At 40.9% G+C, this 12,825-nt stretch carries 11 protein-coding genes; 5 read left to right on the plus strand and 6 right to left on the minus strand.

What is annotated here, in order from left to right:
- The first annotated feature begins 267 nt into the window (after positions 1 to 267).
- The gene (locus tag Q0P34_RS00505; RefSeq protein WP_294951418.1) at positions 268 to 1,902 is read left to right on the plus strand and encodes a right-handed parallel beta-helix repeat-containing protein; all 1,635 of its coding nucleotides are present in this window, start codon (positions 268 to 270) and stop codon (positions 1,900 to 1,902) included.
- Between the two features lie 41 nt (positions 1,903 to 1,943).
- On the opposite strand, the gene Q0P34_RS00510 is transcribed toward Q0P34_RS00505, so the two are convergent.
- From Q0P34_RS00510 to Q0P34_RS00525, 4 genes are all read right to left on the minus strand, one after another.
- On the minus strand, positions 1,944 to 2,147 hold the full coding sequence (locus Q0P34_RS00510; protein ID WP_294951420.1) for a hypothetical protein: 204 nt from the start codon (positions 2,145 to 2,147) through the stop codon (positions 1,944 to 1,946).
- 344 nt (positions 2,148 to 2,491) lie between these two features.
- A complete protein-coding gene (locus Q0P34_RS00515; protein ID WP_294951422.1) occupies positions 2,492 to 3,157 on the minus strand; it encodes a prolipoprotein diacylglyceryl transferase family protein in 666 nt (221 codons plus the stop codon).
- A 1-nt stretch (position 3,158) separates the two neighbouring features.
- Positions 3,159 to 3,746, minus strand: coding sequence for a hypothetical protein (locus Q0P34_RS00520; protein ID WP_294951424.1), 588 nt, complete (start codon positions 3,744 to 3,746; stop codon positions 3,159 to 3,161).
- A gap of 36 nt (positions 3,747 to 3,782) precedes the next feature.
- A complete protein-coding gene (locus Q0P34_RS00525) occupies positions 3,783 to 4,988 on the minus strand; it encodes a DUF2130 domain-containing protein (protein WP_294951426.1) in 1,206 nt (401 codons plus the stop codon).
- Positions 4,989 to 5,289: 301 nt separating this feature from the next.
- Between Q0P34_RS00525 and Q0P34_RS00530 the strand changes: the two genes are divergently transcribed.
- From Q0P34_RS00530 to Q0P34_RS00545, 4 genes are read left to right on the plus strand one after another with little or no spacing between them, the layout of a single operon-like run.
- Positions 5,290 to 7,707 (plus strand): CDP-glycerol glycerophosphotransferase family protein, encoded by a 2,418-nt coding sequence (locus Q0P34_RS00530; RefSeq protein ID WP_294951428.1) that lies wholly within the window; start codon positions 5,290 to 5,292, stop codon positions 7,705 to 7,707.
- Positions 7,708 to 7,722: 15 nt separating this feature from the next.
- Positions 7,723 to 8,436 (plus strand): 2-C-methyl-D-erythritol 4-phosphate cytidylyltransferase, encoded by a 714-nt coding sequence (gene ispD, locus Q0P34_RS00535; protein ID WP_294951430.1) that lies wholly within the window; start codon positions 7,723 to 7,725, stop codon positions 8,434 to 8,436.
- On the plus strand, positions 8,429 to 9,454 hold the full coding sequence (locus Q0P34_RS00540) for an alcohol dehydrogenase catalytic domain-containing protein (protein WP_294951432.1): 1,026 nt from the start codon (positions 8,429 to 8,431) through the stop codon (positions 9,452 to 9,454). The genes ispD and Q0P34_RS00540 overlap by 8 nt, the downstream gene beginning before the upstream one ends.
- 3 nt (positions 9,455 to 9,457) lie before the next feature.
- Complete coding sequence (locus Q0P34_RS00545) at positions 9,458 to 9,616, plus strand: hypothetical protein (RefSeq protein WP_294951434.1); 159 nt, start codon at positions 9,458 to 9,460, stop codon at positions 9,614 to 9,616.
- Between the two features lie 116 nt (positions 9,617 to 9,732).
- Here Q0P34_RS00545 and Q0P34_RS00550 read toward each other — a convergent pair whose 3' ends face one another.
- Positions 9,733 to 12,102, minus strand: coding sequence for a HAMP domain-containing sensor histidine kinase (locus tag Q0P34_RS00550; RefSeq protein WP_294951436.1), 2,370 nt, complete (start codon positions 12,100 to 12,102; stop codon positions 9,733 to 9,735).
- Positions 12,077 to 12,766, minus strand: a complete 690-nt coding sequence (locus tag Q0P34_RS00555) for a response regulator transcription factor (RefSeq protein ID WP_294951438.1) — start codon at positions 12,764 to 12,766, stop codon at positions 12,077 to 12,079. Before Q0P34_RS00555 ends, Q0P34_RS00550 begins: the two co-directional genes overlap by 26 nt.
- Positions 12,767 to 12,825: the final 59 nt, after the last annotated feature.

Below are 12,825 nucleotides of genomic sequence, written 5' to 3' on the forward strand. Positions count from 1 at the left end.
ATAGCCAAAATAAAATTGCAATAGACTTGGCGTAAAACGACATTAAAACGGCGTGAAACGACATAAGCAACACCAAAATAGAATATACACGGCTACCCTTGAGGTAAGAGGAGCTGTTGAGCGAAGCAAAACTGAGGGGATAAAAAAGATTGAACATCAAGTCTAATCCGCTTTTGGTGATTTTATAAATAATCGAGCAATATTCCTTAACAAATCACGTTGTTATATGCTATAATAGACTACAAAGCTTAAAAGAGGGGTTAAAATATGAAAGCTATTTACGCAAGGGATTTTGGCATTTGCACAGATGAGGATGTAACAAAAAAGCTGATAGGGCTTTTTGATTATTTGAAAACCGTTGATGATGAAAAAACAGTTATATTTGATAAAGGCACATATTACATAGACAGTGAAAAATGCAAAAAATATATGCTTTACATCACTAATACCGTTGGCGATGATGAGTTTTCAAAGGACGAAACACCACATCTCAACGCAGTTCCCTTTTACCTTAACGGTATTGACAACATCACTGTTGACGGCTGTGATTCAGTTTTTGTAATTGACGGCAAGGTGACAAATATTGCAATTGAAAACTGTAAAAACATTACCCTCAAGAACATTGAAATTCGCCACAGCCACCCCGACATGCACGAATTTAAGGTTGTGCGCAAGGGATTGTTCGGCGTTGATTTTGAAATTGACAAAGATACACAGCTTGAATTTGTTGACGGTAAAGCCTATATCTTTTCAAAGGATTACCGCTACGCTATTGACCATAAAGCAAAAAACGCATGGTGGATAGGACAAATCAGAAAGAATACACCCGATAAAATAAAAAGAGTTTGTCATCCGCTTCTTGCCGCAGGTAAGATACAAGATTTGGGGAACAGAAAAATTCGTGTTACGTACCCTAATACCTTTAGATTCAAAACGGGTGACTGCTACTATGTTTTTGATGTTCGCCGTCAGTTTGCGGGAATATTTGTTAACAAATGCAAAAATGTAATGCTTGAAAATATTAAGCAAAGGTTTAGTTACTCGCTTGCCCTCGTTGCACAGGACAGCGAGGACATAACCGTTGAAGGCGTTGAATTTGCACCCGAAAAGGACTCGGCAAGGAAGGTAGCATCGGTTGCCGATTTTATACAAATCTGTATGTGCAGAGGAAACGTATCAATTAAAAACAGTTATTTTGACGGTGCTGGTGACGACAGCCTGAATGTCCACGGCGTTCATTTTAAGATTACGGATATTAACGACAATCAGCTAACCGTTCGCTTTATGCACCCGCAATCGCACGGATACAATCCTTTAAGAGAGGGCGACACCATCGCATACATCAACACCGACACCTTGCTTGAGGAGGGCACGGCGGTTATTGAAAAATCGGAGCTTGTTGATGAGTATAACATCAGGCTCACCGTCAGCAATACGGACAAAGCAAAGGTGGGCAATGTTATTGAAGACATAAGTGCCTGTCCTGACCTCGATTTTGAAAATAATTATATGACAAGGATTATCACAAGAGGTCTGCTGATTACCACAAGAGGCAGGGTGAATGTTAAGAACAATCATTTCGTCAGCACAACTATGAGCGGTATTCTGCTGTCCGACGATGCAAAAAGCTGGTACGAAAGCGGAATGTGCAGAGATGTTACGATAGAAAACAACACCTTTGATTACTGCGGTCAAACGCCTATTTTGATAAAGCCCGAAAACAAGGTGTATGCAGGTGCGGTGCACAGGAACATTAAGATAATCGGCAACACCTTTAGGAATTACAGCGGTTATTGTATAAGCGCAAAGGATACCGACGGAGTTTTAATCAAGAATAACAATTTTTCAGGAAAGAAAATCAAAACTAAAAACTGTAACAATATTTCTTGGGAACAATTATAAAAAACACATTGCCTGCAATCATAGGCAATGTGTTTTTATGTTTATTTCAGTATAACCAAATATGCAATTTGTTCGGGGTTATTTATATGAAGCTTGTTGTTCTTAATTGGAATTTCTCTGATATATTCATTTCCGTTTTCGGTAATTCTGTATATTTCGGCTGTTGATTTATCGGCTTCAAAAATATCCCAATCACGACAGTCACCGTTTTTGCTGTATGCAATATAGGTGCTTTCATTATGCACAAACGGAAGAAACAGAGCATAAAGCACCGTGCAGATTGCTTTGATTATCTCAACGACAAGGGCTTTATTATGTCCTCGGAGGAGCCGGCAATGTAGCTTCTAAATCACCTTGCACTTGTTCATAACGGACCTTTTACACTGCGACCGCAGGAAAACGGTCAGGCACGAATTTTTAGGCTCATACCGCCGTCAGAAAGCCATATATTCCGACGGCACAACAGTTACTGTTGATTTAGACAGAAGCACATACGAAATCGGTAATAATTCGAGTTATCACAATTAAGACAGCTGTACCGAAAATAATAAGCATTAAGTCTATCAGCATAAAAACACCGCTTGCAAGCTCATCGGCTTACAAACGGTGTTTTATTGTTAGGTCTATTTTTATTCTTACCGTATACAAGCAAAAATACAGAAATAATAACACAGAAAAGGCACAGCCATTGGTGACTGCCAAACGGATTGCCTACGGATTCCTGCCTTAAATAGTACAACATGCCCTTTATAATTGCACAGGCAAGCACCTCTGAATATATGTAATTAACAGTGACCTGTCTTGTTTTGTAAAAATAATAAAACAGCATAAACACAAGCAAAAACGACACAGCCTCTAAAAGCTGAACCGGAACCGTTGTACCGTTTATTGCAATACCCTTACAGCATCCTGCGATAAAGCAACCTATTTTCCCTACCCCATAAACAAGAGGGACGGGCATTAACGACACAATAAGGATTTGCCGTGCAGGAACAGATGTCAGCTTAATGAACAAAAGCGTGCTGACAATAATACCGATAAGCCCACCGTAAGAGGAAAATCCTGTTTTCAACACATCCAACGAATGCTCCTGTGCCATTGCCAAAAGCTTTGCCCCAAGCAAAACAAATGCAAAATCCATTACTATCAATATAACAGATTTATACATCTCCATTCTGTATTTTCTTGCTTGCAAAAACACAAACAAAAAATACAAAAGCAAGCCCGACAGCAGAAAGAATGCATACCAATTCATATCAGCCGCAATCCTCGCACATCTTGATAAAAGCAAACATAAACACTATTACCGCAACAACAGCAATTAAGAACAGCACAATATCCACCGTAAATATTGTGGACAGGGTTTTGTTGTTTGGATATTTAACCTTGCCAATTATGGCAATAGCATGCTTTGCCAGCGCAAGCACACTGGCAACGCTGTTAACTATGTAAGATATTATTGATAAAAGAGTTCCTGAAAAGGCGAAATTACCGCCGAGATACTCTATGATAAGCATTGGAAATCTTCCTACTCCTGCAAAAAGAATAGGCATTATTAAGCAGATAACATAAGCCTTTACAAGCTTATCCGCTTCCTTTTGCTCTTGGTTATCATAATTATAATACGGAAAGTCCTGCCAATCTTGGTTGTAATACTGATTATCGTTAGGATTCCCCGGCTGATAGTACTGACCGTCCTGCTGATAATACTGATTATCCTGCGCAACATTTTGATTATTAGGTTGGTAATATTGGTTTTCCTGCGGAATATTCTGGTTATCAGGTTGATAATACTGATTATTCTGCTGATTTTCAAAATTAAAATTCTGATTGAAATCGTCCATAAGAACCTCCCGGTGTAACGGTAATAATTCGTTGTCTTAACCGTTTTTCAGCTCATCAAATTTGGCGGCCATTGTCGGATTGCCCTTGGTGAGCTTTTTTATTGATACGGCTTCCACCTTATTGTTTGCCCTGCGGAGCTGGTCATCCGACTTTGTGAGGGCGTCACGGATTTTTTGAAGCTTGTTCATTGTGTCGTCAATACCCTTAATTGCTTCGTCAAACCTTTTATGTGCTTGGTCTACATTATAGGCAAAATCGTTTTTGAAATCGTTTAGGCTTGCTTCAAAATTGGTTATGTCTATATTTTGATTACGCATAACCTCCATTTGTTGCTTGTATTTGAGCGAATTGAGTGAAGCATTACGAAGCAGAGTGATAATGGGAATAAAGCATTGCGGACGAACGACATACATCTTTTCGTACTGATACGATACATCAACAATACCCGCATTATAGTAATCGCTGTCAGCCTCCAAAAGAGACACAAGCACGGCATATTCACAATTCTTTTCCCTGCGGTCCTTATCAAGCTCCTTAAAGAAATCCTCGTTTTTATGCTTGGTGGCTGTGGTTTCCATCTCATTTTTCATTTCGAACATAATGGAAATAATTTCAACGCCGTTTTCGTCACACTCGCGATAAATAAAGTCACCCTTACTGCCGGAGCGTGCGTCGTTATCCTTTTCAAAATACGCCGTCGGGAATGCAGTCATACGGATTTTATTAAACTCATCAAAGCAAAACTGCTCAAGGCTTTCGCCCACCATTTTTGTGGACTGCTTTGCCTTAAAGTCCTTTAGCCTTTCAATCTCCTCGTCACGCAAACGAAGCTGAGTTTCAAAGCCCTCCTTGATTGTTCGCTCCTGAAGGGCATATTGATTTTTACTGCTTTCAATAGCGGAGGACAGGCGTGAAATTTCAAGCTGCTTTTCACCAAGCTGTGCGTCCTTTTGAGCAACTGCCTTTGTAATGGCAAGCTCCCTTTCGGAGTCCTTTTGCTCAAGCCTTGACCGAAGCTCCTGAATTAAAAAATCCTTTTTTGAAAGCTGTTCCTGCAGCTCTTTGTCACTTTCCGCCTTTGCAATACGCAGGGCATTTTCCTTATCTCTGCCGAAGTCAAGCTCTTTACTCCTTATCTCTGCATTAAATTCGTTATCCCTAACCTGCTTTACGATAGAGGCATAGCTCGCCTCATCAATAGTAAAAACCTCGCCGCATTTTGGGCACTTAATCTCGTTCATAGCAACACCATTCCTAATTTTTTTACAAGCTAATTATAACACATATCGTCTAAAGAATAAACAAAATATTTACACAAGCTGATAAATGGTAAAATTGATACATAAACAATCAAAGGAGAGCAGCTTATGCTAAAGGATTCTTTAATTGCAAAAACACAGGGCAAGGCAGGCTTGCCTTTGGAATTATCGTCATTTTTTATATACAAAATTATTCCGGTTGATTTATTAGCATTATTATGATATAATTCTTACAAAATACTTTATTTAGATTGGCGGCAGCCTAAGCAATATGGAGTACAAAATGAACGAAAACAATAAAAAAAATGCGGAGCTAAGGTCTATCCAGACAGAGGATAAAAGCACAAATCACAAGGTGAAAAAGGCAATACTTGACAATTTTTTAAGTCTTAACAGCAACATAATTAAAACCATACACAGAGCAGGCAGATATGCGTTTATGTGCAAGCTTATGGACAGGGAAATTCCAAAGGCTTACAGGGAGGCGGCAAAGGCTCCTGTTGACGAAAAAAAGGTTGTGTTTGTTGAGGTTAGGCACCCTCATGTTACAAACAGCATGCAGGTTATGTTTGACGAGCTTGCAAACAATTACGACTACAACATTCACACACACTTTTTGCTTACCAACGGCACAATCAGAGCAGATTTCAGAAAGCGTTGCCTTGATGCCGTTAGGGATATTGCAACCGCAAAGTATGTGTTTATGAACGAAGCATCAAATACAATGTCCGCTATGCCGCTACGCCACGAGACAAAGATTATTCAGCTGTGGCACGGTTGCGGTGCGTTTAAGAAATTCGGCTTTTCCACCGCCGACCTTTTGTTCGGCGCCTCAAGAAAGGAACAGCTAAGGCATCCGTTTAACAAGAATTACAGCCTTGTTACGGTAAGCTCACCCGAGGTTATCTGGGCATACAACGAGGCTATGAATATTGATGAAAGCACAGGCATTGTTCAGGCAACCGGCTCGAGCAGAACAGACATCTTTTACGACAAGGAATTCCTGAACGAAGCAAGAGAGCATGTTTACGAGCTTGTTCCTCAGGCAAAGGGCAAAAAGATTATACTTTATGCCCCGACCTTCAGAGGCAGAGTTGCAAAGGCAGAAACTCCCGATATGCTCAACATCAAAATGTTTTACGAGGCTCTCGGCGAGGAGTATGTTCTTCTTATCAAGCATCATCCTGTTGTTAAAAATCCCCCTGCCGTACCCGAGGCATACAAGGATTTTGCAATGGATGTCGGCAACATATTAAGCATAGAAGAATTGCTTTCTGTGTCTGACATTTGTATTTCCGACTACTCATCACTTGTATTCGAATACAGCTTGTTTGAAAAGCCGCTGATTTTCTTTGCATATGACCTTGACGAGTACTTTGACTGGAGAGGCTTTTACTACGACTACTACGAGCTTGCTCCGGGCTTGATTGCAAAAACAAATCTTGAAATGATTGACTACATTCAACACATCGACGAAAGATTTGACAAAAAGGCTATTCAAGAGTTTAGATACAAATTTATGCGCTCGTGCGACGGTCACGCAACGCAAAGAATAATCGACACGGCTTTTGAAAACCCACAGGCGCATAGAAAGGAATGTGAAAAATTTGAGCATTTCTATTCCGTGCCTAAGGTTGAAAGCAGTAAAACACCATACTTCAAAAGAGTTGAAAAGGTTAAAAGGCAAAAGGAAGCTGCGACAAGCCTTTATGCTTCCCTTAAAAGCAGTAAGCTGAAAAAGGGCAGCGTCATTGCACTTGACATCAAGTCAAAGGAAATCAAGCTTCTTGCAAAGCAGGCAGGCATTAAGCTTGTAAAATCGGGTAATCTTGACGAGGCTATGCCAATCATTGCACAGTCACAGTTCATAATAATTGACAAGCCGAGCACATTGCTTGACAGCATTGAGCTTAGAAGCGAAACAAAGGTAATCTATCTGCCGTCTAACGCGTTCCCTCTTTCTGCATTTGGATACGCAACGAAAAAATACAGAAGCGGTCTGCGCAGAGAGATATACGAAAACGCACCGCTGTTCAGCAGTGTTACCGCTGTTACTGCACCGAGCAAGGCAACCGGTGAATTGCTCAAAAAAGGCTTTAACAAAGATGTTGAGGTGCTTGAAATCGGTGATGTTAAAAGCGACATCCTATTCAACGAGGAAAACAGGCAGAAGCTCCTTAACAAGCTTTACGAAAAGTATCCGAAGCTAAAGGGCAGAAAAATTATTGCATACATCAGCACAAACGGTGAGCCTATTGATGACTCTGCAATGTATGAATATCTTTACAAGGATTATGTGCTCCTAAAGTGCTACACAAATCCTGCAAATATGACAGAAACCTCAATATACTATGCAGACAGCATTGTTGACGTAAGCGAAAGCTTTAAGCCATACGAGCTACTCTCTATTGCAGACATCGCGATAGGCAACATCAATGCACCGATACTTTCATTTACAGCTACGGGCAAGCCTATATTCCTTTATACCGGCAACACGGCAAAGGCATTGTCTGAAATTGAACCTCTTATTGATTTTGAAAACGAGGTTAAGCTTCCTGTATTCAACAGCATTTATGATGTCATTAACGGCATTTTGGATATTGAAAAATACGATTATACAGGTTATAATCAAACCAAGGAAAAGTACCTTGCACTTTGCAACGGCAACAGCCTTGAAAATCTACTAAACCAACTTAAATAAGGAGATAATAATATTATGACATACGGTGTAATTCTTGCGGGCGGTATAGGCTCAAGAATGGGCGGTGACAAGCCAAAGCAGTATCTCACTGTTAAGGGCAAGCCAATCATTATCTATACTATTGAAAAGTTTTTGATCGTTCCCGAATTTGAAAAGGTTATCGTGCTTTGCCCGAGCCAATGGGTTGAGCATACAAAAAACCTGATTGAAAAGCACATTGCTCCCGCAAAGGACAAGGTTGCCGTTATTCAGGGCGGTACCACAAGAAACGAAACTATTATGAACGCAATCAAATTTATCGACGGCGAGGGCAACCTTAACGACGACACAATCATCGTTACCCACGACTCTGTTCGTCCGTTTGTTACCCACAGAATTATTGAAGAAAACATCAAGGCTGCCGAGGAGTTCGGTGCCTGTGATACAGTTGTGCCTGCAACCGATACAATCGTAGAGGCTGTGGATAACACAACCATTTCCAACATCCCCGACAGAAGCAAAATGTATCAGGGACAAACACCGCAATCATTTAAGGCACTTAAGCTAAAAAATATGTATGAAAGCCTGACCGACGAAGAAAAGAACATCCTTACCGATGCTGCAAAAATCTTTGTCATCAAGGGCGAAAAGGTTGCTCTTGTGCAGGGCGAAACCTACAATATGAAGATAACCTACCCTTATGATTTAAGGGTGGCAAAGTCTTTGCTGGAGGACGAATCCGATGATTAACACAATATATCGCTTGGTTGCACCAAGACGATTTGAAATTGCATTTGACGACATCAGTATGTACGGTGAAAATGCGATAGTAAGACCGACTAACCTTTCCATATGCAATGCGGATATGAGATATTATCTCGGCACCCGTGATGCAAAGGTGCTTGCCGAAAAGCTGCCTATGGCGCTTATTCACGAGGGCATAGGTAAGGTTATGCACGACCCTTCCGGCAAATTCAAGCCGGGTGACCTTGTGGTTATGGTGCCTAACTGTCCGACAGAAGAGGACGAATACATCGCAGAAAACTATTTGCGTTCGTCAAAATTCTGTGGCTCATCAATGGACGGTCTTTTGCAGGAGTTTGTTGAAATTTCACCGAAAAGATTGGTAAAGCTCCCCGATGACATTGACAGAAATGTTGCGGCATTTACCGAAATTGTATCGGTATCGGTTCACGCAATTTCACGATTTGACAAAATTGCTCACAACCGCAGAGAAACTATCGGTGTATGGGGCGACGGCAATTTGGGCTACATCACCTCGCTTTTCCTAAAATACACCTTCCCGCAATCAAAAATCGTTGTTTTCGGTACCAATTACGAAAAGCTTTCGGACTTTACATTTGCAGACGAAACCTATCTTGTAAACGATGTTCCCGACGGCTTTACAATGGACCACGCATTTGAATGTGTGGGCGGAAACGGAAGCCCTGTTGCTATTGAACAAATAATAGGACTTATCAAGCCGGAGGCTACCATCTCCATTTTAGGTGTAAGCGAATACCCTGTGCCTATCAACACAAGAATGATTTTGGAAAAGGGTATACGTATGTTCGGCTCATCAAGAAGCGGTGTTGAGGATTTTCAAAAAACCGTTAATATGTATGTTGAGCACCCTGAAATTATTGATTACCTCGGAAACCTTGTGAGCTCTGTAAATGTTGTTAGGACAACAACAGATATTAAAAACGCATTTGAAAAGGACACTCACAAGTCATTCGGCAAAACAATAATGGTTTGGGAAGAATAGGCTGTGATAGTGCTTGATCATTTTGGAGTGTCAAGCAGGCACAAATACATCTTCCTTATCGCATCATTTGCCATAACAATAGCTATGGCGCTGTTGTTTGACCTTGTAACCGGCAAGCTGTCGGCATTGATATGGAAGCCAAAAAAAGAAATTAAACAGTAAGAATACTAAAGCGGATTGAACATCAAAATTCAATCCGCTTTTTTATCCCCTCAGTCGTCTAAATGACGACAGCTCCCCTTGATTGCAAACAAAGGGAGCCAAGTATTAGTGCTTTTTTATTGCTTAGGTAAAATTACCTTGACCTTGAAAAGATCGCCGTCGATGGTTATTTCCATATTTCCGTGCATTGCCTTGCACAAGCTGTCGGCAATGGACAACCCAAGTCCGTTGCCCTCTTGATTACGCGATTTGTCACCGCGCACAAAGCGTTCCTTAAGTTCCTCTTCTGAAATATCAAGAGGTTGGGCAGATACATTTTTTATTTCGAACACAGCGGTGTTGCCCTGCTCGTAAACATCTGCGTAAACCCTTGAGCCCTTTGCCGAATACTTGCGGGCATTTGACATCAGGTTTTCTATTACCCTAAAGGTTTTTGTGCCGTCGGCAACTGCCGTCAGGCTCTTTTTGTCGCCCTTAAAGATCAGCTCAAGGCCGTTGTCGGCAAATTCCTGCTGATGCTCCACCACCGCCTGAGTAGCAAGCTCTCCCAAATCAAGCTGTACCAAATTAAGAGTGATAACTCCGCTGGTAATTTTTGACGCCTCTACAAGATCATCAATAAGTCGCTTCAGCCTGCTACCCTTTTCATCAAGAACGGAGATGTACTCCTTTGCTCTTTCGTCCTCTATGTTACAATCCTTAAGCAGCTTGACATAGCTGATAATAGAGGTTAACGGTGTTTTAAGATCGTGAGAAACGTTTGTAATAAGCTCGCTTCTCATTCGTTCATCCTTAATTGCCTTTTCAACTGCGCGGTTAAGCTCCTCGCTCGTATACCTTTGTGCATACACAAGCATTTTCAGGCTTTGAGGCAGAGTGTTAAAGTTTACCCTCGGCGGACGCCTTTCGTTATATGCTCTTATTATTTCGTCAAGACTTACAACATATTTTACAACAAACACAAGGCTTGCCGCATTGATGCCGAACCAAGCAAATGCAATCAACAGGCGCGGACCGGTTGCGTCACACACAGCAACAAAAAACAGCAGTAACACGTTAACCAATCCGTAGCCGATTAAAAATCCTATCAGCTGCTTTTTGAAGGCTACGGGACGGTATTTTATTAAGCCGATGCCCTTCTTTGCAGGCTTAATAATAATCGTCTTAAACAGCCTTACACAAAGCCTTGCCAGCATATAAACAATGGTGTTTTTGAAAAATTTGCTATGCGTTTTTACCTGACGTGCAACAGATGTCAGCCATTCACAGAAAAGCAGATATATGCCACAGGCAAGTGCGCATATTGCCGGTACATACCACCTTGAGCCTGCAAGCATAGTCAACAGACGATGATAAGAAGAATTTTCATTATATACAACAATGTTTATATAAAGATAAACTGCAATTAATCCAAGGTACAATCCTCCTGCAACAAGACCGCCGTTAAGTAAAAAATGCAAATCGTTAGGCATTTTGTCTATTGATATATTACTGTATTCGGCTTGCCTTCTGCCTGCCATACAACAGGAAACAATAAGCATGGCAATCATCACGGCAATGCATACAAGACAAAGTGTAATGTTTTTGCTTATATCGTGGCTGACAGAATCAAATCGATTGTTGATAAGTGCATATTTACTGCCTGCCTTGTAGTTATCGGTAAGCAAAAAATATGCCTGCTTTGTATTTCCCGTGTAAAAGGTATCGGTGTCCTTACAAATGCCGTAAAGCTTGTTTTCGGACAAATCCGAGTCCGTAAGACTAAAGCCGTTATGAGCATTAATGCTTTGCTTAAGCACATTCAAATCCTTAACATTTGTGTAAACCACACCGTCCTTTGATTCAACATAAAAGCTCACTATTTCGGGCACGTTCGGCTCCTGATAATATTCGTAGCTTTGCTCCTTTGCCAGGTTGTAAAACTTATTTTCAATTTCGGTCTGTGCCTCCTCCTTTGAATAAGAAAGCGGGAGCTCGAAGCTGAAATAAAAATATCTTCCGTCGGGGAAGTTATATGAAAAATCGTAGGAATAATAGAATTCATGCACACCGTATTCATTGTAGCGGTCGTTAATGTGCAGGGCTTCCATTCTGTCGATTACATAATTGTACGGCCCATAATCTTCTCCGTATGTATAATACTTGTATATCTCCTGATAATTACTGTCGTAAAAATCCTTTGCGTAAACATAACCGGCAAGCACGGAATCAACACAGCTTTGCTGTGCCTTTTTAATTTGCTTTTCATTATAATCACGGTTGGACCATGCAATAATGTTGCTAACATCGCTTCTGATTTCTCTTTGAAAATCGGGGCAATCATACAGGGTTGCATTTTTATCAAGAACGGCAGGTCCTAAAACAGAAGCAGAGCTGACAATAGTTATTCCGTTAAAAACGCCGATAACAATAGCGATAATTGCAATTACAACGGTAAGGGCTCTTACAAGCCTTTGCGAATTAGAGCTTTTCAATTTTGTATCCAAGTCCATACACCACCTTCAAATATTTCGGCTCCTTGGGGTTTATCTCGATTTTTTCTCGGATATTTCTTATATGTACGGTAACGGTTTTTTCTATGCCGAACGATGCCTCGTTCCACACAGCCTCGTATATCTGCGATGACGACAAAACAACATTCATATTCTGCATAAGATATTCAAGAATTTTGTATTCACGGGCAGTTAGGTGAACCTGCTCACCGTCAACGGTTACCTGCTTTGACCTTGTGTCAAGCACAAGTCCGCCGGTGATTATTTGGCTATCTGTTTTTTCCATAGAGCCAAGTGTTGAATATCTTCTGATTTGACTGTTAACCCTTGCCACAAGCTCCAACGGATTAAACGGCTTTGTAACGTAATCATCTGCGCCGAATGAAAGACCGGTGATTTTGTCTGTGTCCTCACTTTTAGCCGACAGCAATATTATAGGGAAATTCTGACTTTCCCTAATTTTAAGCATTGCGCTCAAGCCGTCCATCCTCGGCATCATAATATCAAGCACCAGGCAATGTATTTCGTTAGAGTCAATTACACTTATGCACTCTTCCCCATCGGATGCAGTCAAAACATTATATCCGTTGTTTTCAAGAAATATCTTTATTGAATTTTGGATTGCCGTGTCATCGTCGCACACAAGCACCGTATACATATGAATCCCCTCCGATGATGTAATTTAACCATATCAAGTTAAATATGAAAAAAAGAAAA

This window comes from uncultured Eubacterium sp. (assembly GCF_945980375.1).
GTDB lineage: Bacteria > Bacillota > Clostridia > Oscillospirales > Acutalibacteraceae > Eubacterium_R.